The following is a 20,104-nucleotide window of genomic DNA, read 5'->3' on the forward strand; positions in this document are numbered from 1 at the left end:
CGCCTCAGTGAGCCAGCAGCAGGTTTTCCAACGTGCGCCGGTAAATATTCTTCAAGGGATCCAGGCTATCGAGTGCGATGCACTCGTTGACCTTGTGGATCGTGGCATTGCAGGGACCAAACTCAATGACCTGAGGACAGATCTTGGCGATGAAGCGTCCATCCGAGGTTCCGCCAGTCGTTGACAGTTCGGTCCGACGGCCGGTTTCGGCTTCGATGGCCGCAGACAGCGCGTCGGTCAGCGAGCCGCGTGGCGTCAGGAACGGCTCGCCGCCCAGATTCCACTGCAACTCGTATTCCAAACCATGCCGATCCAGCACCTCGTGCACGCGTGCCTTGAGCGAGTCCGGCGTGCTGGCCGTGGAAAAACGGAAATTGAATTGCGCCACTGCCTCACCAGGCACCACATTGGTCGCACCCGTGCCGGCATTCAGATTCGACACCTGGAACGTCGTAGGTGGGAAATATTCATTGCCCTGATCCCACTCGATATTCACGATCTCGGCCAGTGCCGGCGCCAGTTGATGGACCGGATTACGAGCCAGATGCGGATAGGCTACATGGCCTTGGATGCCTTTGACCGTCAACGTGCCCGACAGCGAGCCACGGCGGCCGTTCTTGCAGACATCGCCGATCGCATCGGTCGAGGTGGGCTCGCCCACGATGCAGTAGTCGAGCTGCTCGCCCCGTGCTTTCAAGGCTTCGCAGACGATCACCGTGCCATCGATGGCAGGGCCTTCTTCGTCCGAAGTGATCAGAAAAGCAATCGAGCCGGAATGCTGCGGATGGGCCGCCACGAATTCCTCGACCGCCACCACAAAGGCAGCGATCGAGCTTTTCATGTCGGCGGCACCGCGGCCGTACAGAAACCCGTCACGCTCGGTCGGCACAAAGGGATCGCTATTCCATTTTTCGCGCGGACCGGGCGGTACCACATCCGTGTGTCCGGCAAAGACGGTGAGCGGACCTTCGGTGCCGCGACGGGCCCAGAGATTCGTCACGCCGCCTTGCGCGATGGTTTCGCAATGAAAGCCGACGCGCGACAGGCGCTCGGCCAACAGGCTTTGGCAATCCTCGTCAACAGGCGTGACCGAGGGGCGGGCGATCAGGTCTTTGACCAGATCCAGTACGGCGGATTGATGCATTAGGCTCTCAGCAGATCGTTAATGCTGGTCTTGGCGCGCGTTTGCGCATCGACACGCTTGACGATGACAGCGCAAGCCAGGCTGTGCGAGCCGTCTTCCGAGGGCAGCGAGCCGGGCACGACCACCGAACCCGAGGGCACGCGGCCATAGGTGACCTTGCCCGTGGCGCGGTCGTAGATCTTGGTGCTTTGCGACAGGAACACGCCCATGGCCAGCACCGAGTTTTCTTCGACCACGACACCTTCGACGACTTCGGAACGGGCGCCGATAAAGCAGTTGTCTTCGATGATGGTGGGATTGGCTTGCAGGGGTTCCAGTACGCCGCCGATGCCGACGCCGCCCGACAGGTGCACGTTTTTGCCGATCTGCGCGCACGAGCCGACCGTAGCCCACGTATCGACCATCGTGCCTTCGTCAACGTAGGCGCCGATGTTTACGTACGACGGCATCAACACCACGTTCTTGCCGATAAAGGCGCCACGGCGGGCCACTGCCGGCGGCACGACGCGATAGCCGCCTGCCTGAAAGGCGGTATTGCCGAAGTCCGCGAATTTCGTCGGCACTTTGTCGTAGAACGTCAACGGAGCTTGGCCCATGACGGCGTTGTCGTGCAGGCGAAACGACAGCAGCACGGCCTTTTTGATCCACTGATGCACGATCCATTCGCCGGTCGATTTGTCGGCCACGCGCAGGCGGCCCTGATCCAGGGCGGCGATGGTGTGCTCGACCGCATCACGCACTTCGGCGCTTGCGTCGGAGGGCGACAGGTTGGCCCGGGCTTCCCAGGCTTGTTCGATAGTGGTTTGCAGGTCGAGAGTCATGACGCTTTATTTACGTAGAAAGGGTTGATCAAACAGAGGTTTTGACAAAATGGGCGATGCGCTCGGCCGCCTCGACGCATTGCGCCAAAGGAGCCACCAGCGCGATGCGGACACGGCCCGCACCCGGATTGACGCCGTGCGCCTCGCGGCCGAGGAAACTGCCGGGCAGTACGGTAACACCAGTACGGCCGTAGAGGTCGCGTGCAAAGCTGGTGTCGGACGCCGGCGTCGGCACCCATAGATAAAAAGACGCCTGCGGCATGCGCACGTCCAGCACGCGCTGCAGAATCGGCACGACGGCCTCGAATTTCGCCCGATATTGCCGGCGATTATCGGCAACGTGAGTCTCGTCCGTCCAGGCGGCCACGCTGGCCGTGGCAATCACCGGGCTCATCGCGCTGCCATGATAGGTGCGATACAGCAGGAACTGCCCGATCAGCTTGGCATCGCCCGCGACAAAGCCCGAGCGCATGCCCGGCACGTTCGAGCGTTTGGACAGGCTGGAAAACGCCACCAGATTGGCATAGTCATCGCGCCCCAGGCGGCGCGCCGCCTGCATGCCGCCTAGCGGTGGGTTGCCCTCGTCGAAATAGATCTCGGAATAGCATTCATCCGAGGCAATCACGAAACCATGCCGATCCGACAGCTCAAACAGCACACGCCATTCGTCCAGAGACATGACGTTGCCAGCCGGGTTGCCGGGCGAGCACACAAAAACCAATTGTGTCCGTTTCCAGACATCCTCGGGCACGCTGCCCCAATCGCAGCCGAAATCGCGCGCCGGGTCGGCATTGACGTAATACGGCGTCGCGCCGGCGAGCAGCGCCGCGCCTTCATAGATCTGATAAAACGGATTCGGGCAGACCACCAGTGCGTCTGCATTCGGGTCCACGACGGTTTGCGTAAAGGCAAACAAGGCCTCCCGAGATCCCAGCACCGGCAGGACTTCCCGGTCGGCGTCCGGCGCGGGAATGCTGTAGCGCTGTGCCAGCCATTGAGCGATTGCCTGACGCAACGCCGCGTCGCCTTTGGTCGCCGGATAGACCGACAGGCCTTGCAGAGCGCCGCACAGGGCTTCGCCCACGCGTGCGGGCGCCGCGTGCTTGGGCTCGCCGATCGACAAATTGATTGGCGTCAGCCCCTCTGGCGGGGTGCCGGCCTCGGCCAGCAAAGCCCGCAACTTTTCAAAGGGATAGGGGTGCAGGGAATGTAATCGGGGATTCATAAGCAAGATTTTAACAAGCAAGCTACAATAGCGGGCTTGGTACCGCGAAGGTGGCGAAATTGGTAGACGCACCAGGTTTAGGTCCTGACGCCGTAACAGGTGTGGGGGTTCGAGTCCCCCCCTTCGCACCACGAATTATGTACGACTCGGTTGGCCTTGTGCTGACTTTCTGGTGATCCCCCAGGCATTTCGGTGTCTTTGGGGGATTTTCTTTTGGTGCGCTCGTGATGGGGCCGCGCGTCGTTTCGTCCATTGCTCCGAGAAGCCTCGGCATTCATGCCGGCTACCTGCCAGCCCCAAACAAAGAGAAACCCGCCAGGGCTGCGCTTCCATCCACAGCCCTGGCGGGTTTTTTACTACTGATCCTTCGAGGCAATGCAGGCTCAATGCTCCTTGACAGGCGCCGCCAGCAGCTTGTCGACATAGGCAATACCGATTGCCGACAGAATGAACGTCACATGGATGATGGTTTGCCACATGACTCCGGTCTCGGTGAATCGGGAATTGGGCGAGCCGATGTTGCCCGCCTCGATAAAGGTGCGCAGCAGGTGGATCGACGAGATCCCGATGATGGCCATGGCCAGCTTGACCTTCAGCACGCTGGCATTGACGTGGCTTAACCACTCAGGACTGTCGGGGTGCCCCTCCAGGCGCAACCTGGACACAAAAGTCTCATAGCCGCCGACGATGACCATGACCAGCAGGTTGGAGATCATGACCACATCGATCAGCCCCAGCACGATCAGCATGATCTCCATTTCCCCAAAGCTTGAGGCGTGTGAGACCAGGTGCCACAGCTCTTTGAGAAAAAGCATCACATAGACACCCTGGGCAATGATCAAGCCCAGATAAAGCGGGAGTTGCAGCCAGCGCGAGCTGAAAATCAATGCCGCCATGGGGGTCAGGGGGCGGGACGTACGATCGGACGAATTCATGGTGTTTCAGGAATCTGTAAGAAAACAGGCAGGGAGCGATTCTACCAAGCGCGAGCGTCGGTAGTGTGATCGCCGTGTGCGAAAAGTCACTTCGGGACCGAGCGCCATCGGGCTGGCGTCCAGGTCGATTAAGCTCTTGTAAATCTAACGATGCTGATGAACAGGAGTGCCGATGGACATAGAACAACAAATCGCCCAATGGGAATCCGAAGAACAAGCCGTGCGCGCGCGTCTGTTGCCCGAAGACAGCCGACCGTCCACGGCCATAGCCGGCAAGACCGGGATGGCGCTGCTGCAGGCGATTTTTGCCGGGGAATTGCCGCCTGCCCCCATCGGTGCGACGCTGGATTTCGTGCCCATCCATATCGAGCCGGGTCTTGCCGTATTCCAGGGACGGCCCCAGCGCAAACATTACAACCCGATGGGCAGCGTGCACGGCGGCTGGTTTGCCACATTGCTGGATTCGGCGGTCGGTTGCGCCGTCCATTCGATCTTGCCCGCCGGCAAGGGCTACACCACGTTGGAGCTCAAGGTCAACATGGTGCGGGCCTTGAGCGACCGAGTGCCTCTGGTGCGGGCGGAAGGCAAAGTCGTCCACGCCGGGCGTCAGGTGGCGACGGCCGAGGGCCGGCTAGTCGGCCCCGATGGCAAGCTGTACGCCCATGCCACGACTACGTGTTTGATTTTTGATCAGCCCGAGGCGGCCTAGCGTCCTGATGTCCGCGGCATGAGGCGGTTTGGGTCATAGCTGGCCTGCGCGCCGAGCGGCCGTGCGCGACAGCGCGGCCCAATCCAGATGTCCCTCTCCATGCGCCAGGCTCTCGATATGTGTGTCACGCAGCGCACTGGCGATAGGCAAGGGGACGTTCGCACCTTCTCCTGCCGCCAAGGTCAGGCGCACATCCTTCAATCCGAGCGACAATTTGAAACCTGCCGGTTCGTACCGATCCTGAGCGATGGCCCCGCCATAACCTTGGTAAACGGGAGCTGCGAATACGGTGGATGTGATCAGGTCCAGAAACTCCGTCTTGGCCACATCATGGCCTTGCACCAGTGCGACGGCTTCGCCCATCGTGCCGATGGCGCTGGCGATCATGAAATTCACAGCGAGCTTGACGGCATTGGCCTGCTCGGGGCGAGCGCCGCATTTCCAGGTCTTTTGACCTAATACGTCGAATAGCGGTTGCGCCGTCGCCAGCGCCTGTGCATCGCCGGCTGCCAGAATATTGAGTTGGCCTGCTTCGGCCACATTCACCCGGCCGAGCACAGGGGCGGCGACATAATGCACTCCCTTGTTTTGATGCTCCTGTGCCAGGTTGCTGGCCAACTCGACCGAAATAGTTGCCATGTTGATATGCAACGCTCCCGCCTTGAGGGCGGAGAGGACTTGTCCGTCGAGAATCGTTGCGCGTACCGCATCATCGTCAGCCAATATGGAAACCAGGATATCTGCATCCGTGGCCGCCTCGCGTGCGTTCGCCGCCGCAATGGCGCCACGTTCAGCCAGCATCGCTACCGGGGCAGGGGATCGATTCCAGGCGTAGACCGTATAGCCGGCCTTGAGCAGATTGCTCGCCATGGGCAGGCCCATGGTACCCAGGCCGAGAAAGGCGATTTTCATTAGGGGGTTCCTTGTGGAAGTTGGGAAATTTTTCAACGCTTCGCTAGCCCATTGAGCCAGCTATCAGCCCAGTGCTTTCAACGCCACGTCGACAACGGCCTGCATGTCCTGGCGCGAGCGTCCAGTCTTGCCGACAACGCGCATACCTTGTGCGAGACACAACAGCATGCGCGCCGCCGCGGCGCTATCGACGTGCGCGGCAATCGAACCATCGGCTTGCCCTAGTTCAATCAAGCCCATCAACAGGCTTTCATTGCGACTGAGCGCATCCGTGATATGCCGGGCGACATCGCGCTCAAATGCTGATAATTCCGTCGCACTGGCGACGACCAGGCAGCCTTGGCGGCCAGCCGCACCCTGCGAGGACGCGACATAGAACTCCAGTACCCCGCGCAGTCTCGCCAAGCCATTTCCCGTCTCGCCAACAAAACCCTGCAGCTTGCGGGCGCGCGCCGCACGATAGTGCTCAAACGCCGCCAGAAATAGCGATTGCTTGTCCTTGAATGCTTTGTAGAGACTGCCTTGCGTCAAGCCCATCTCTGTCGTCAGGTCGCTGATCGACGCGCCGTGATAGCCGCGTTTGCTGAACACGCGCACAGCTCGATCCAACGCCTGGTCCATGTCGAATTCGCGGGGGCGGCCTCGCGAACGAGCCGAGGTGTCTGATGCTTGCCGGATTGCAGTCATATCGGTAATTTAGAAAACGATCGTTTTCTAAATTAGTTCAAATCGCCGCCGTTTGCAACGCCCATGCTATTCTGGACGCTACTATCGTTCACAAGGCGAGTCACCATCGTGCAGTCTTACGAATCCATCTTCTGGGGAATGGCGATTGTGGTGCTGCTGGCATTGGCTGGCGGCGCGTTGATGGGGCGGTTGGCCCGCGTCACGCACAGTCTGGCGGGCGTGGCCGCGCAGTCCCTGGTTGTGTTGGCGCTAGTGGCTTATTTGGCGGCTGACGCCGGGGCAGGGGGCATGGTGGCGCTGCTGGCCATTGCCGCCGCCATGTTTTCGTTAGTGATCGGCACGGCAGCCGCCTTGCTGGCCCGCCGCGTATTGCGCGAACGGCGGGCCTGTATTGATTGATTCGGCCGCAGGGCCGATCCAGTCATGCACGTGTCCGGGGCGGACCCGTGCAGCGCGTGTTGATTGGGTCAATACGGGACGCTGTCAGTTTTCGTCGTCGTCTTCGTCCTCATCTTCATAGTCATCCTCGTCTTCATCCTCATCGTCTTCTTCTTGCTCCAGCGCATCGTGGCCCTTCCAGGTCAGGCGCCAGTAGGTTTCAGCATCACTGCCATCGGTGGCCGGCACCAGCGTGATCAATCCTGCGTCCGACAAGATATCCAGATGGTGCGCGATCAGCGGGGCGGGAGGCGCATCGGGCATGCTGGCTTGCACAGCGGCCTCGATGTCTTCTTGCGACAGTGCCGCTGTATCGGCGTCACGCAGTTCGCCCAGAATGGTCACAACCAGATCGAAATCACGTTGCATAGTCTCAAGTCCTTTTAGTTATTGAACGCGCTGTCCAACCCTTTGGGCGACAACACAGCCAAGTATGGGGCGAAGGCGGTCCAGGAAAAACAGATTCCGCGATGAATTAGGGTAAATCCGAACCCCATATAAAGGCCGATTATGACTACATAGTCCGCCTGAGACTGGTATAGTCGCGTCCCTTGCGTACCAAAGCATGAAGGAGGGGCACGCACATGGACATTATCAGCACCAAGACCGCCGAGATCACAGGCGGCGTTGCGCTGGAGACCACCATAGATGGCGAGCGCATCAGCACTTACGTCGTTACGGGGGTGTCCGACCTGGAGGCCATTGCCGATATCGTGCCTCACGAACAAGTTGATGCAGGCGCGGAAATTCACGTGACTGTCGTCGACGAAATCGACACGGCGCAAGATCAAATCGACCAAGTGCTCGACAACCTCAATCCTGGCGACGTGGCCGTCTTCCTGTGCGCAGACGAAGACGCCTACAACGCCGCACTGGATTTGTTGGGACTTCCGGTCGACTGACCCCAAATTCTGCGCATGACCTGTTCATGCGCAAATAGTTCCGAAAATACGGCCTCGCAGTTGCGCTTTGTTGCATTATTGGTACGTATTTTTGAGGATTATGTTGACTTGTCAGGGGAACCTAACGATAGTGACGGCACACGATCTCAAGCGTTGTGATTTTCGATCAGTGCAGTGCCTTTCCGGCCGGCGTTATTGTTCTACTGTCCCCTTCTTGATTGATTCGTGACTCCCGGGCATTTTGCCCACAACATTTAGGAAATACAGTATGGAAACCGGCGTTGTTAAGTGGTTCAACTCGGAAAAAGGCTACGGCTTCATCACCCCGGAAGCGGGTGGCAAAGATCTGTTCGCGCACTTCTCGGAAATCCAAGCCAACGGCTTCAAGTCCCTGGAAGAAAACCAGCGCGTCAGCTTCGTGACGGCTAATGGTCCCAAGGGTCCGCAAGCAACGAAGATTCAAGTTCTGTAATCAGATCTTGATGAAAAAAAGCCCCCGCAGGGGGCTTTTTTTATTGCCGGACAGGTTCGTTTGTAACGTTCGTCTCTCTGTGGCGGCATCATTTCGGCAACGATTTGTCGGTTTTGTTGTGTCAATTTGCAAAGTTTGACGTCCGGCAAGACGCCACATACACTGGGCAAGCGAGATTTTCAAGCGACGCGGTCGTTATTCCTGTCGCCGTCATGGTACCCAGTTAGTTGCCCCTCCTTGATCATCTGGCGCTCCCGCGAGCAATCGCTACTAGAAGGTGAAGGACACAGTCATGGCAACAGGTATCGTCAAATGGTTCAACTCGGAAAAGGGCTACGGTTTCATTACGCCCGACGATGGCAGTAAAGATCTTTTCGCGCATTACTCAGAAATCCGCAGCGACGGTTACAAATCCCTCCAGGAAAACCAACGCGTGACGTTCGAAGTGGGCCAGGGACCCAAGGGCCCCAGCGCCAAGAACATCAAAGTCACGGCCTGATCCAGCCGGTCAGGCGTTTTTCGGCCTGTTTGCGCTCCTGGCGGCAGCCGCTGCCAGGAGCGTTTTGCTTAGGTCCGTAAAATCCGCGTTTTCCTTATCGAAAACCCGTCCGGGTCAGGGCTTTCCCGAGGCAAGACCCCCCCTTTGGCAGAGGTCTTGAACTTTCCGGTAAAATCACCTGTTAACCCGTTTGTTCACTCCTCACTTATTTCTCGGATAATTTTGATGCAGCCTGTGGTTGAAACCCTCTCTGGTCTGGAACGCCGCGTAGATCTGTCGGTTTCCGTGGCCGACGTCGAAAAGGAAGTCCAGGCGCAATTGAAGCGCGTAGCCCGTACGGCCAAAGTGCCCGGGTTCCGTCCTGGCAAGGCTCCGCTGTCTATGCTCGAGCGCAGCCACGGCCCCGGCATCCGCTACGACGTGATCAATGGCCAGGTCGGCCGTGCTTTCGAACAAGCCGTCGATGGCGCCAAACTCCGTGTGGCCGGTGCGCCCACGCTCGAGCCCAAGACCGAAGGCATTGCCGACGACACGCTGGCCTTTACGGCCACCTTCGAGGTGTATCCCGAAGTCGCCGTGCCTGATCTGTCCGCACTCGCCGTTACCCGTTACGACACCGCCGTTTCCGACGCCGAAGTCCAGCAAACCCTCGACGTGTTGCGCAAGCAGCGCGCTACCTACGAGGCCCGCGAAGGCCGCGCCGCCGCAGACGGTGACCGCGTCACGCTCGATTTCGCCGGTACCATCGACGGCGTTCCCTTCGAAGGCGGCAAAGCCGAAGACTTCCCCTTCGTCCTGGGTCAAGGCCGCATGCTGCCCGAGTTCGAGGCGGCTGCCAAAGGCCTGAAGGCTGGCGAAACCAAAGTGTTCCCGCTGAGCTTCCCCGAAGACTACCAAGGCAAAGAAGTCGCCGGCAAAACGGCTGAGTTCACCATCACCGTCAAAGAAGTCGCCGAAGGCGTCTTGCCTGAGGTCGACGGCGAATTCGCCAAGGCCCTCGGCCAAGCCGAAGGCGACGTCGAAAAGCTCAAGGCCGACATTCGCACCAACATCGAACGCGAAGTCAAAGCCCGTTCGCAAGGCCGCACCAAGGCCAGCGTCATGGATGCCCTGGTCGAAGCCGGCAAATTCGACGTGCCCAAAGCCCTGGTCGACAGCGACGTGCAAAGCCGTGTCGAAGCTGCCCGCGAAGAGCTCAAGCAGCGTGGCATTCCCAATGCCGAATCCGTGCCGATCCCGGCCGAAGCTTTCACGACCGAATCCGAGCGTCGCGTGCGCCTGGGCCTGCTGGTTTCCGAACTGGTCAAACAAGCCCAATTGCAAGCCAAGCCCGAACAAGTCCGTGCTCGCATCGAAGAGTTCGCACAAAACTATGAACAGCCTGCTCAGGTCATCAGCTACTACCTGACCGACCGCCAGCGCCGCGCTGAAATCGAAGCCATCGTGCTCGAAGACAACGTCGTGCAGCACGTGCTCGAAAAAGCCAAGGTCACGGAAGAGCAGGTACCTTTCGATCAGTTGATGGGGATGGCATAAAGCATGCAGCGGTTTACCGATTTCTATGCGGCAATGCACGGCGGGGCTTCGGTCACGCCCACCGGCCTGGGTTATATCCCCATGGTCATCGAGCAGTCGGGGCGCGGCGAGCGCGCCTATGACATCTATTCGCGCTTGCTGCGCGAGCGTTTGATCTTTCTGGTTGGCCCCGTCAATGACAATACGGCCAACCTGATCGTGGCGCAGCTGCTGTTCCTGGAGTCGGAAAACCCCGATAAGGACATCTCGTTGTACATCAACTCGCCCGGCGGGTCGGTGTATGCCGGGATGGCCATCTTCGATACCATGCAGTTCATCAAGCCCGATGTTTCGACGTTGTGCACGGGCTTGGCCGCCAGCATGGGTGCTTTCCTGCTCGCAGCGGGCAAAAAGGGCAAGCGTTTCACTTTGCCCAATTCGCGTATCATGATTCACCAGCCGTCCGGCGGTGCGCAGGGTCAGGCCTCCGATATCCAGATCCAGGCCCGGGAAATCCTCGACCTGCGCGAGCGTCTGAACCGCATTTTGGCCGATAACACCGGCCAGCCCGTCGACCGTATTGCCGTAGACACAGAGCGTGACAACTTCATGTCGGCCGAAGATGCGGTATCGTATGGTTTGGTGGACAAGGTTCTCGCATCCCGTTCCGAGGGCTAGGCCCGCGAAACACCGGGCCTAAGCAGTGCCGTGACGTCCAAGTAAGCGTTGAATGCGCCGGCCTTGACCGGCGGCGCATTTTCACCAGAGATACGAAACACATATGCCTGATAAAAAGGGACCGGCCGACGCAAAAGTGCTGCACTGCTCGTTCTGCAACAAGAGCCAGCACGAAGTCCGCAAGCTGATTGCAGGGCCATCGGTGTTCATTTGCGATGAGTGCATTGACCTCTGCAATGACATCATCCGCGAAGAAGCGCAGGCCTCTGCGCGCGCGGCCATACGGTCTGAGCTGCCTACGCCGACCGAAATCAAGACCTTTCTGGACCAATACGTCATCGGTCAGACGCTGCCCAAGCGCATGCTGGCCGTGTCGGTGTACAACCACTACAAACGCATTCGCCACGGCGAAATCAAAGGCGACGAAGTCGAGCTCTCCAAGAGCAACATCATGCTCATCGGGCCCACCGGCTCGGGCAAGACGCTCCTGGCCCAGACCTTGGCCCGCATGCTGAATGTCCCGTTTGTGATGGCCGATGCCACCACCCTGACCGAAGCCGGTTACGTGGGTGAAGACGTCGAAAACATCATCCAAAAGCTGCTGCAGAACTGCAACTACGAGGTCGACAAGGCTCAGCGCGCCATCATCTATATCGACGAAATCGACAAGATCTCGCGCAAGTCCGACAACCCCTCCATCACCCGTGATGTTTCGGGTGAGGGCGTACAGCAGGCGTTGCTCAAGCTCATCGAGGGCACCGTCGCCTCGGTACCGCCGCAGGGTGGTCGCAAGCATCCCAACCAGGATTTCGTCCAGGTCGATACCACCAACATTCTGTTCATCGTGGGTGGTGCGTTCGACGGCCTGGAAAAAGTCATCCGCGACCGTACTGAAAAGTCCGGCATCGGTTTCTCCGCCTCCGTCAAGGCAAAATCCGAGCGGGGCGTAGGCGAGTTGTTCAGCGAAGTCGAGCCCGAGGATCTGATCAAATTTGGTCTGATTCCCGAGTTGGTGGGCCGTCTGCCTGTTGTGGCGACCCTGGACGAGCTCGACGAGGCGGCACTCGTTCAAATCCTGACCGAGCCCAAGAACTCGCTGATCAAACAGTTCCAAAAGCTCTTTGCCATGGAGGGCGCCGAGCTCGACATACGCCCCGGTGCACTCAAGGCCATTGCCCGCAAAGCGCTCAAGCGCAAAACGGGTGCTCGCGGCCTGCGTTCCATTATCGAAGGCGCCTTGCTGGACACCATGTATGACTTGCCCTCTCAAGGCAACGTCAGCCGCGTGGTTTTGGACGAAAACGTCATCGACGGCGACGGCAAGCCCTTGCTGATTTACGCCGACGAGACGGGGACCTCGGACAAGCCGGCTCAGCCCCAGGTGCGGGGCGCAGCTGCCTGATTCATTGCTTCGTCAAACAAAGCAAAATCCAGCAAAAAACCCGTTTTGTAACGGGTTTTTTTGCATTTAGGGGGTTATGCGGACGACGACGGCTTGAATTTTCGGCTATTGTTCCCATATCAGACGTAACGGATTCGGATAACCAGCTTCGCTTGGGATCCGATCTACATTATGCCGAGTCAAATCAAGGAATCCTATATGTCTGCCAGTCAGACCCTGCCATCCGAACCCATCGACCTGCCGCTGCTGCCTCTGCGCGACGTGGTGGTGTTCCCGCACATGGTTATTCCGCTGTTTGTGGGCCGTCCCCGTTCGATCAAGGCGCTCGAAGTCGCCATGGAATCGGGCAAAAGCATCATGCTGGTGGCGCAAAAATCCGCCGGCAAAGACGATCCTACGCCCGAAGACGTCTACGAAATCGGCTGCGTGGCTAGCATTCTGCAAATGCTGAAATTGCCTGACGGTACCGTCAAGGTGCTGGTCGAGGGCACGCAACGCGCGCGTATCGATACGATCGACGACGCCGAAACGCATTTCGTGTGCCAGGTCACCCCCGTCGAACTCGATCCTGCGCAAAGCTCAGAGACCGAGGCTCTGCGCCGCGCGATCGTGGCCCAGTTCGAGCAGTACGTCAAACTCAACAAAAAGATCCCGCCCGAGATTCTGACCTCGCTGGCTGGGATCGACGATGCCGGCCGTCTGGCCGACACCATCGCCGCCCATCTGCCGCTCAAGCTCGAGCAAAAGCAGACGATGCTGGAAATCCTCGGCACTTCCGAGCGCCTCGAGGGCCTGCTGACGCAATTGGAAACGGAAATCGACATCCTTCAGGTCGAAAAGCGTATCCGTGGCCGCGTCAAAAAGCAGATGGAGAAAAGCCAGCGCGACTATTATCTGAACGAGCAAGTCAAAGCCATTCAGAAAGAGTTGGGCGAGGGCGAAGAAGGCGCCGACATCGAAGAGCTCGAAAAGAAAATCATTGCTGCGCATATGCCCAAGGATGCGCGCAAGAAGGCCGACGCCGAGCTCAAAAAACTCAAGCTCATGTCGCCCATGTCGGCCGAAGCTACCGTGGTGCGCAACTACATCGATACGCTCATCAATCTTCCCTGGAAGAAAAAGAGCAAGATCAACAACTCCATCAGCAACGCCGAAAACGTGCTCGATGACGATCACTATGGCCTGGAAAAGGTCAAAGAGCGCATCGTCGAGTATCTGGCCGTGCAGCAGCGTGTCGACAAGGTCAAGGCCCCGATTCTCTGCCTGGTAGGCCCTCCGGGCGTCGGTAAAACCTCGCTGGGACAATCCATTGCGCGTGCCACGAACCGCAAGTTCGTGCGTATGGCCCTGGGCGGCGTGCGCGACGAGGCCGAAATCCGTGGCCATCGCCGTACCTACATCGGTTCCATGCCCGGCAAGATCGTGCAGAACATGAGCAAGGTCGGCGTGCGTAACCCCTTGTTCCTGCTGGATGAGATCGACAAGCTCGGTATGGATTTCCGTGGCGATCCCGCCTCGGCATTGCTCGAGGTGCTCGACCCCGAACAGAACCACACGTTCCAGGATCACTACATCGAAGTCGACTTTGATCTGTCTGACGTCATGTTCGTGGCCACCAGCAATACGCTGAACATCCCGCCCGCGTTGTTGGATCGTATGGAAGTCATTCGTCTGTCGGGCTACACCGAAGACGAAAAAATCCATATCGCCCGTGACCATCTGCTGCCCAAGCTGATGAAGAACAACGGCGTCAAGGAATCTGAACTAGTGGTTGACGATTCCGCCTTGCGCGATATCGTGCGTTACTACACTCGCGAAGCCGGTGTGCGTGCGCTCGAGCGCGAAGTCGGCAAGATCTGCCGCAAGGTCGTGAAAGAGTCCTTAGCTCAGGCAGACAAGGCCAAGGCCGAGGGCAAGCCTGTGTCTCAGACGGTCGAGCCCGTCAAAGTCGACGCCGAGAACCTCAGCAAGTACCTGGGCGTGCGTCGTTATACCTTTGGCATGGCAGAAAAGGAAAACCAGATCGGCCAAGTCACCGGTTTGGCCTGGACCGAAGTCGGCGGCGATTTGCTCACGATCGAAGTCGCCGATATGTCTGGCAAGGGCGTGATTCAACGTACCGGTTCGCTGGGTGACGTGATGAAAGAGTCGGTGGAAGCCGCTCGTACTGTCGTACGCTCGCGTGCGCGTCGTCTGGGTTTTGCCGACAGCGTGTTCGAAAAGCACGACATGCACGTTCACGTCCCCGAAGGCGCTACGCCGAAGGACGGCCCATCGGCGGGTATCGCCATCACCACAGCCATGGTCTCGGCTTTGTCGCGTATTCCGGTGCGCGCTGATGTGGCAATGACGGGTGAAATCACCTTGCGTGGCGAGGTCTTGCCGATCGGTGGCCTAAAGGAAAAACTGCTGGCTGCGCACCGTGGTGGTATCAAGACAGTGCTGATTCCCGAGGAGAACGTCAAAGACTTGGCCGACATTCCGGACAACGTCAAAAACCACCTCGAGATCGTGCCGGTGCGTTGGATCGACAAGGTGCTTGAGCTGGCGCTGGAACGCCAGCCCGAGCCACTGTCCGACGAAGAAGTCGTCAAGGAGCCCTTGGTCGCCAAAGCAGCGGAAACCGCTGCGCCGGGTGATCCTGTGTTCAAGCATTAAGACTTCAGCGGTTCGTGTCATACCATCGGTATGACACCAAAGCCCCCGAATTCATTGCAACTCGCATGAGTTCGGGGGCTTTTTGCTGCTGGAGGGGCAGCAAGTATGGCGGTTAATTAATGCAGTGCCTGCGTGCGGATCAGGCCAACAGCAATGCCCTCAAGCGCAAAGTCTAGTGTCCCATCCACCACGATGGGCGAGAAATCTGGATTTTCAGGCAGGAGCTCGATGTGTCCTTGGCGGTGTTGCAGGCGTTTTACCGTAACGTCGTCGCCCAGGCGGGCAACGACGATCTGGCCATTGCGTGCCTCGGTGGCTCGCTTGACGGCGAGCAGATCGCCTTCGAGGATCCCTGCGTCGCGCATACTCATGCCGCGTACTTTCAGCAGGTAGTCGGGCGTCTGGGCAAACAGTCCAGGATCCACGCCGACCTCGCGCTCGACATGCTCGGCAGCCAGAATGGGGCTGCCTGCTGCCACGCGGCCTACCAGCGGCAGCAATAGGCGGCTCACCGCGTCCGCGGCGAACCTGGCGAGGCTCGATGGCGCTGCAACGCCGGCAGGCGATGTGGCGTGACCATGAGAAGAGGTGGCGGGGTCAATGGACTCTATCAGCCGGATACCGCGTGATGCGCCGGCCGTCAACTCGATGGCCCCCTTGCGCGCGAGAGCCTTGAGGTGGTCCTCGGCGGCATTGGGAGAACGAAAACCCAATGCTCGGGCAATTTCGGCACGAGTAGGAGGAAAGCCGGTGCGTGCCACCGTTTGCCGGATGTGGTTCAGGATTTCCTGTTGGCGCTCGGTGAGTTTGGTAGCCATGGCAATGATCCGCTTCGGACTGTATGAATATACAGCAGGATTTTGGACGAGCCTATATAAAAAAGCAAGTCACGTGGCGACGAATAGGACTGCGGGAACGATATGCATTGGTATGTACCGGCAAAAAGCGCCCCCTCGGGGGGGGAGCAAGCCGAAGGCGTGACGTCTTTTTTGGATGTCATGGTTGTGCGGTCTGTGGCATGCGTAGAGTGGAGTTCTTTTGGCGCAGGAGATCGGCGTGTAAAAGCCCCGCCGGGCCTATCGCCGCGACTCGGCCCATGAGCAGGGGCCTCGGCCCGCTTCGCGGGCTAAATCGCGGCTCAACGGCCCGGCGGGGCTTTTACACGCCGACCTCCTGCTCGCAATGTCTGCCATTGACGGATGTCATGCGCTTTGCTGTATCAACGCTGTTGAGTGACGTTCAGGCTAGGCGGGTGGCGCTAGCTCAACCCATCGCATTGCCAAAGTCGGCTTCAACAAACAGCTGATGGCCATTAGCCCTCGTTGCATTCCCTCATCATGAGTCCCTGTCGCGTGCCTGGGCGTGGTGCCGGGCCGTTGAGCACGGATTTAGTCCGCGCAGCGGACCGAGGCCCCTGCTCATGGGCCGAGTCCGTGCGATAGGCCCGGCGCCACGCTCAGGCACGCGACAGGGACGCCTTCAGAGAGACAATCAAGAGCAGCAACCGCCCACCACACGAACAGCGATAAAAATGCCCTCACGCTGCGCCTTCGGCTTGCTGCCCCCCGAGGGGGGCGTTTTTATCTTGGGGCGGCCCGGCGACAAAAAAGAAAAGGACCCGTTCTTGCGTCCGGGTCCTTCAGTCAGGTGAGAGTGCGCCTGCTGTTTATTTGATGACCGCTGCGATAGCCTTGGCCACTGTATCGATATTGTGGCTGTTGAGCGCAGCGACGCAGATGCGGCCGCTGGACACGGCGTAGATGCCGTGTTCTTCGCGCAGGGTGTCGACTTGTGCCGAGGTCAGGCCCGAATACGAGAACATGCCGCGCTGCTCGCGTACGAAACTGAAGTCTTGCGAGGCGCCTGCTGCCTTGATTTTGTCGACCAGTTGTTCGCGCATCAGACGGATGCGGTCACGCATACTGGCGAGTTCCTGTTCCCATAGCGTATACAGCTCGGGCGTGTTCAACACCGACGACACCACCGTGCCGCCGTGCGTGGGCGGGTTGGAGTAGTTGGTGCGGATCACGCGCTTGAGCTGGCTCAGCACACGCTTGGCTTCGTCTTGGTTGCCCGCGACCACCGTCAGGGCGCCCACGCGCTCGCCATACAGCGAGAACGATTTCGAGAACGACGAGCTGATCAGCATCGTCAGGCCCAGATCTGCAAACAAGCGTACGACGGCGGCGTCCTCTTGCAGGCCGGCGCCAAAGCCTTGGTAAGCGATGTCCAGGAACGGCACCAGCTTGCGAGACTTGACGATCTGGGCGATTTGTTGCCACTGCTCGGCCGTAGGATCAACGCCAGTCGGGTTGTGGCAGCAAGCGTGCAACACCACGATGGTCTGTTCAGGGGCGGCCTGCAGCGAGGCCAGCATGCCCTGGAAATCCAGGCCGTGCGTCGCGGCGTCGTAATAGGCGTAGGTATCGACCGGGAAGCCCGCGCGTTCGAACAGGGCGCGGTGGTTTTCCCAGCTGGGATTGCTGATCAGCACTTTGGACTGGGGCAGCAATTGACGCAGGAAATCTGCGCCGATTTTCAGTGCGCCGGTGCCGCCCAGGGCCTGGGTGGTCAACACGCGGCCTTCGGCGGCCAGCGGGGAATCAGCGCCCAGCAACAGCGTTTGAGCGCCCTTGTTGTAGCCGGCAATGCCCTCGATAGGCAGATAGCCGCGCGCGGCGGCCGCTTCGATACGCGCAATTTCGGCCTTGCGCACAGCAGCCAGCAGGGGAATGCGACCGTCGTCATCGTAGTACACGCCCACGCCCAGATTGACTTTACCGGGGCGGGTGTCGGCGTTGTACTGTTCGTTCAGACCCAGGATGGGGTCGCGCGGCGCAAGTTCGACGGAATCGAAAAGAGAGCTCATGAGGATTCGCTAAGGGTAGATAGACGCGGAAGGCACTGCTGTGGATAATGAGGGGTTTACCCTCAGACAGTCTAGCATGACAGCTCCTGGATTCGTCGATTTCCCCGACAGCCCCTTTCATTTGTATCAGCCGTATCCGCCTGCTGGCGACCAGCCTGGCGCGATCGAAGGGCTGAGCGATGGCATTCGAGACGGTTTGATGTGCCAAACCTTGCTGGGTGTGACGGGTTCTGGCAAGACCTACACCATGGCCAACATCATCGCCCGGCTCGGCCGGCCTGCGTTGGTATTGGCGCCAAACAAGACCTTGGCGGCGCAGTTGTACGCCGAAATGCGCGAGTTCTTTCCCAAGAACGCCGTCGAGTATTTCGTGTCGTACTACGACTACTATCAGCCCGAGGCCTACGTCCCCACACGCGACCTGTTCATTGAAAAGGATTCGTCCATCAACGAACATATCGAGCAGATGCGCCTGTCCGCAACCAAGAGCCTGCTCGAGCGGCGCGACACGGTGATTGTGGGAACTGTCTCGTGTATCTACGGTATCGGTAATCCGGGCGATTATCACGCGATGGTGTTGATTCTGCGTTCCGGCGATCGCATCTCGCGGCGCGAAATATTGGCGCGCCTGGTCGCCATGCAGTACACGCGCAACGACGCGGATTTCACCCGTGGCACATTCCGTGTGCGCGGGGAGACGATCGATATTTTCCCGGCGGAAAGCCCGGAATTGGCATTGCGCCTGGCGCTATTTGATGACGAGATCGAGACGTTGGAGTTGTTCGATCCGCTGACCGGGCGCGTACGTCAAAAGGTTCCCCGCTTTACTGTCTATCCTGGTTCGCACTATGTCACGCCGCGTGATACCGTGTTGCGCGCCATCGAGACGATCAAAGAAGAGCTGCGCGAGCGCCTGAAATTCCTGACTGCTGACGGCAAACTTGTCGAGGCGCAGCGGCTTGAGCAGCGTACGCGTTTCGATTTGGAGATGCTGCAAGAGCTCGGGTTTTGCAAAGGTATCGAAAACTATTCTCGCCACTTGTCGGGTGCCGCGGCGGGCGAGCCGCCACCCACGCTGATTGATTATCTGCCCTCCGATGCATTGATGTTCATCGACGAAAGCCACGTCACGATAGGGCAGTTGGGGGGGATGTATCGGGGTGATAGGGCGCGCAAAGAGACCTTGGTGCAATACGGTTTCAGGCTGCCCTCGGCCCTGGATAATCGGCCGTTGAAACTGGAGGAGTTCGAGGCGCGTATGCGTCAGTGCGTGTTCGTTTCGGCGACGCCTGCGGCATATGAGCAAGAACACGCCGACAATGTGGTCGAGCAAGTCGTGCGGCCTACCGGGCTGGTAGACCCGCAGGTGGAGGTGCGGCCCGCGCGCACTCAGGTCGACGATTTGCTGGGCGAAATCAAGGTGCGTGTAGCTGCGCAGGAACGCGTGCTGGTGACGACCTTGACCAAGCGTATGGCCGAAGACCTGACAGACTATCTGTCCGAGCACGGTGTTCGTGTCCGCTATTTGCACTCCGATATCGACACGGTCGAGCGCGTCGAGATCATTCGTGATCTGCGGCTGGGCACCTTTGATGTGTTGGTCGGGATCAACTTGCTGCGCGAGGGGCTGGATATCCCTGAGGTGTCACTGGTCGCCATTCTCGACGCCGACAAAGAAGGTTTCCTGCGTTCGGAGCGCAGCTTGATCCAGACGATCGGCCGGGCGGCGCGAAATCTCAATGGCCATGCCATTCTGTACGCTGACCAGATCACCGCCTCCATGCGGCGCGCCATGGACGAAACGGAGCGCCGGCGCAACAAACAACTGCAATTCAACGCGGACAACGGCATCACCGCGCGCGGCGTGAACAAAGCGGTGCGCGAGCTCATCGATGGCATCGTGGCGCCGGTTCGTCACGATACGCTGGAGGCGGCTATCGGTCCCGAGGTCTTGACCGACGAAAAGGCCGTGGCCAAGGAAATTCGTCGTCTCGAAAAGCTCATGACAGACCATGCCCGCAACCTGGAGTTCGAGCAAGCTGCCGCTGCGCGAGATGCGCTGAATGCGCTCAAGCAGCGCGTATTGTTGGATGGCGCCGCTTAACCGAAGGGCCTGGAAACATCGTCGCTGGGTGCGAAGCGCGCGGGCCTCATGATGCCGTTCAGTGAGGCTGATAGGGCGGCCGCGGGCCCTTAACAAGGTGGTGTCGCAGCACATTGGCCAGCGGCGGTTACAGG

Annotated in this window: 19 protein-coding genes and 1 tRNA gene; 11 read left to right on the forward strand and 9 right to left on the reverse strand. The window is 59.3% G+C overall.

Going from position 1 to position 20,104, the window contains the following annotated elements:
* Positions 1-4 precede the first annotated feature (4 nt).
* From dapE to dapC, 3 genes are read right to left on the reverse strand one after another with little or no spacing between them, the layout of a single operon-like run.
* The gene (dapE, locus tag ACYVI2_RS27565) at positions 5-1,144 is read right to left on the reverse strand and encodes a succinyl-diaminopimelate desuccinylase (RefSeq protein WP_415819664.1); all 1,140 of its coding nucleotides are present in this window, start codon (positions 1,142-1,144) and stop codon (positions 5-7) included.
* A complete protein-coding gene (gene dapD, locus ACYVI2_RS27570) occupies positions 1,144-1,965 on the reverse strand; it encodes a 2,3,4,5-tetrahydropyridine-2,6-dicarboxylate N-succinyltransferase (RefSeq protein ID WP_415819665.1) in 822 nt (273 codons plus the stop codon). Before dapD ends, dapE begins: the two co-directional genes overlap by 1 nt.
* Before the next feature lie 28 nt (positions 1,966-1,993).
* Entirely contained in the window at positions 1,994-3,190 is a 1,197-nt protein-coding gene (gene dapC, locus ACYVI2_RS27575) for a succinyldiaminopimelate transaminase (protein ID WP_415819666.1), read from the reverse strand.
* Positions 3,191-3,234: 44 nt separating this feature from the next.
* Here dapC and ACYVI2_RS27580 point away from each other — a divergent pair.
* Positions 3,235-3,321: transfer RNA gene (locus ACYVI2_RS27580), tRNA-Leu, on the forward strand.
* Between the two features lie 252 nt (positions 3,322-3,573).
* Here the strand turns inward: ACYVI2_RS27580 and ACYVI2_RS27585 are convergent.
* A complete protein-coding gene (locus ACYVI2_RS27585; RefSeq protein WP_415819667.1) occupies positions 3,574-4,125 on the reverse strand; it encodes a TIGR00645 family protein in 552 nt (183 codons plus the stop codon).
* A gap of 172 nt (positions 4,126-4,297) precedes the next feature.
* On the opposite strand from ACYVI2_RS27585, the gene ACYVI2_RS27590 reads away from it, so the two are divergent.
* Complete coding sequence (locus ACYVI2_RS27590; protein ID WP_415819668.1) at positions 4,298-4,834, forward strand: PaaI family thioesterase; 537 nt, start codon at positions 4,298-4,300, stop codon at positions 4,832-4,834.
* A gap of 33 nt (positions 4,835-4,867) precedes the next feature.
* Here ACYVI2_RS27590 and ACYVI2_RS27595 read toward each other — a convergent pair whose 3' ends face one another.
* Positions 4,868-5,746: an NAD(P)-dependent oxidoreductase gene (locus tag ACYVI2_RS27595; protein ID WP_415819669.1), complete on the reverse strand. Its 879-nt coding sequence runs from the start codon at positions 5,744-5,746 to the stop codon at positions 4,868-4,870.
* Between the two features lie 63 nt (positions 5,747-5,809).
* Positions 5,810-6,433, reverse strand: a complete 624-nt coding sequence (locus ACYVI2_RS27600) for a TetR/AcrR family transcriptional regulator (RefSeq protein WP_415819670.1) — start codon at positions 6,431-6,433, stop codon at positions 5,810-5,812.
* 108 nt (positions 6,434-6,541) lie between these two features.
* Here ACYVI2_RS27600 and ACYVI2_RS27605 point away from each other — a divergent pair, with 108 nt between their 5' ends.
* Positions 6,542-6,832 carry a hypothetical protein gene (locus ACYVI2_RS27605; protein WP_415819671.1) on the forward strand — a complete coding sequence of 97 codons (291 nt, stop codon included), beginning with the start codon at positions 6,542-6,544 and terminating at the stop codon, positions 6,830-6,832.
* An 84-nt stretch (positions 6,833-6,916) separates the two neighbouring features.
* On the opposite strand, the gene ACYVI2_RS27610 is transcribed toward ACYVI2_RS27605, so the two are convergent.
* Complete coding sequence (locus tag ACYVI2_RS27610; RefSeq protein WP_415819672.1) at positions 6,917-7,240, reverse strand: DUF2513 domain-containing protein; 324 nt, start codon at positions 7,238-7,240, stop codon at positions 6,917-6,919.
* Positions 7,241-7,455: 215 nt separating this feature from the next.
* Here ACYVI2_RS27610 and ACYVI2_RS27615 point away from each other — a divergent pair, with 215 nt between their 5' ends.
* The 7 genes from ACYVI2_RS27615 to lon all read left to right on the forward strand — a co-directional run bounded on the left by ACYVI2_RS27615 (position 7,456) and on the right by lon (position 14,997).
* Positions 7,456-7,773: a hypothetical protein gene (locus tag ACYVI2_RS27615; RefSeq protein WP_415819673.1), complete on the forward strand. Its 318-nt coding sequence runs from the start codon at positions 7,456-7,458 to the stop codon at positions 7,771-7,773.
* 268 nt (positions 7,774-8,041) lie between these two features.
* Positions 8,042-8,245 carry a cold-shock protein gene (locus tag ACYVI2_RS27620; RefSeq protein WP_012249703.1) on the forward strand — a complete coding sequence of 68 codons (204 nt, stop codon included), beginning with the start codon at positions 8,042-8,044 and terminating at the stop codon, positions 8,243-8,245.
* A 292-nt stretch (positions 8,246-8,537) separates the two neighbouring features.
* Positions 8,538-8,744 carry a cold-shock protein gene (locus ACYVI2_RS27625; RefSeq protein WP_094821944.1) on the forward strand — a complete coding sequence of 69 codons (207 nt, stop codon included), beginning with the start codon at positions 8,538-8,540 and terminating at the stop codon, positions 8,742-8,744.
* A gap of 225 nt (positions 8,745-8,969) precedes the next feature.
* Positions 8,970-10,280 (forward strand): trigger factor, encoded by a 1,311-nt coding sequence (gene tig, locus ACYVI2_RS27630; RefSeq protein WP_415819674.1) that lies wholly within the window; start codon positions 8,970-8,972, stop codon positions 10,278-10,280.
* A gap of 3 nt (positions 10,281-10,283) precedes the next feature.
* A complete protein-coding gene (clpP, locus tag ACYVI2_RS27635) occupies positions 10,284-10,937 on the forward strand; it encodes an ATP-dependent Clp endopeptidase proteolytic subunit ClpP (protein WP_415805927.1) in 654 nt (217 codons plus the stop codon).
* A gap of 103 nt (positions 10,938-11,040) precedes the next feature.
* Positions 11,041-12,339 (forward strand): ATP-dependent Clp protease ATP-binding subunit ClpX, encoded by a 1,299-nt coding sequence (gene clpX / locus ACYVI2_RS27640; RefSeq protein WP_415819675.1) that lies wholly within the window; start codon positions 11,041-11,043, stop codon positions 12,337-12,339.
* 198 nt (positions 12,340-12,537) lie between these two features.
* The gene (gene lon, locus ACYVI2_RS27645; protein WP_415819676.1) at positions 12,538-14,997 is read left to right on the forward strand and encodes an endopeptidase La; all 2,460 of its coding nucleotides are present in this window, start codon (positions 12,538-12,540) and stop codon (positions 14,995-14,997) included.
* A gap of 116 nt (positions 14,998-15,113) precedes the next feature.
* Here lon and lexA read toward each other — a convergent pair whose 3' ends face one another.
* Positions 15,114-15,815 (reverse strand): transcriptional repressor LexA, encoded by a 702-nt coding sequence (lexA, locus tag ACYVI2_RS27650; RefSeq protein ID WP_415819677.1) that lies wholly within the window; start codon positions 15,813-15,815, stop codon positions 15,114-15,116.
* An 848-nt stretch (positions 15,816-16,663) separates the two neighbouring features.
* Entirely contained in the window at positions 16,664-17,866 is a 1,203-nt protein-coding gene (locus ACYVI2_RS27655; RefSeq protein WP_415819678.1) for an amino acid aminotransferase, read from the reverse strand.
* A gap of 76 nt (positions 17,867-17,942) precedes the next feature.
* Here ACYVI2_RS27655 and uvrB point away from each other — a divergent pair, with 76 nt between their 5' ends.
* The gene (gene uvrB / locus ACYVI2_RS27660; RefSeq protein WP_415819679.1) at positions 17,943-19,970 is read left to right on the forward strand and encodes an excinuclease ABC subunit UvrB; all 2,028 of its coding nucleotides are present in this window, start codon (positions 17,943-17,945) and stop codon (positions 19,968-19,970) included.
* Positions 19,971-20,104 lie beyond the last annotated feature (134 nt).

The sequence above is a fragment of the Bordetella tumbae genome, assembly GCF_054780995.1.

What these genes read in the sequence shown, in the direction of transcription:
- dapE (WP_415819664.1), bottom strand. Translation starts at nt 1,144, where the DNA reads ATGCATCAATCCGCCGTACTGGATCTGGTCAAAGACCTGATCGCCCGC.
- dapD (WP_415819665.1), bottom strand. Translation starts at nt 1,965, where the DNA reads ATGACTCTCGACCTGCAAACCACTATCGAACAAGCCTGGGAAGCCCGG.
- dapC (WP_415819666.1), bottom strand. Translation starts at nt 3,190, where the DNA reads ATGAATCCCCGATTACATTCCCTGCACCCCTATCCCTTTGAAAAGTTG.
- ACYVI2_RS27585 (WP_415819667.1), bottom strand. Translation starts at nt 4,125, where the DNA reads ATGAATTCGTCCGATCGTACGTCCCGCCCCCTGACCCCCATGGCGGCA.
- ACYVI2_RS27590 (WP_415819668.1), top strand. Translation starts at nt 4,298, where the DNA reads ATGGACATAGAACAACAAATCGCCCAATGGGAATCCGAAGAACAAGCC.
- ACYVI2_RS27595 (WP_415819669.1), bottom strand. Translation starts at nt 5,746, where the DNA reads ATGAAAATCGCCTTTCTCGGCCTGGGTACCATGGGCCTGCCCATGGCG.
- ACYVI2_RS27600 (WP_415819670.1), bottom strand. Translation starts at nt 6,433, where the DNA reads ATGACTGCAATCCGGCAAGCATCAGACACCTCGGCTCGTTCGCGAGGC.
- ACYVI2_RS27610 (WP_415819672.1), bottom strand. Translation starts at nt 7,240, where the DNA reads ATGCAACGTGATTTCGATCTGGTTGTGACCATTCTGGGCGAACTGCGT.
- ACYVI2_RS27615 (WP_415819673.1), top strand. Translation starts at nt 7,456, where the DNA reads ATGGACATTATCAGCACCAAGACCGCCGAGATCACAGGCGGCGTTGCG.
- ACYVI2_RS27620 (WP_012249703.1), top strand. Translation starts at nt 8,042, where the DNA reads ATGGAAACCGGCGTTGTTAAGTGGTTCAACTCGGAAAAAGGCTACGGC.
- ACYVI2_RS27625 (WP_094821944.1), top strand. Translation starts at nt 8,538, where the DNA reads ATGGCAACAGGTATCGTCAAATGGTTCAACTCGGAAAAGGGCTACGGT.
- tig (WP_415819674.1), top strand. Translation starts at nt 8,970, where the DNA reads ATGCAGCCTGTGGTTGAAACCCTCTCTGGTCTGGAACGCCGCGTAGAT.
- clpP (WP_415805927.1), top strand. Translation starts at nt 10,284, where the DNA reads ATGCAGCGGTTTACCGATTTCTATGCGGCAATGCACGGCGGGGCTTCG.
- clpX (WP_415819675.1), top strand. Translation starts at nt 11,041, where the DNA reads ATGCCTGATAAAAAGGGACCGGCCGACGCAAAAGTGCTGCACTGCTCG.
- lon (WP_415819676.1), top strand. Translation starts at nt 12,538, where the DNA reads ATGTCTGCCAGTCAGACCCTGCCATCCGAACCCATCGACCTGCCGCTG.
- lexA (WP_415819677.1), bottom strand. Translation starts at nt 15,815, where the DNA reads ATGGCTACCAAACTCACCGAGCGCCAACAGGAAATCCTGAACCACATC.
- ACYVI2_RS27655 (WP_415819678.1), bottom strand. Translation starts at nt 17,866, where the DNA reads ATGAGCTCTCTTTTCGATTCCGTCGAACTTGCGCCGCGCGACCCCATC.
- uvrB (WP_415819679.1), top strand. Translation starts at nt 17,943, where the DNA reads ATGACAGCTCCTGGATTCGTCGATTTCCCCGACAGCCCCTTTCATTTG.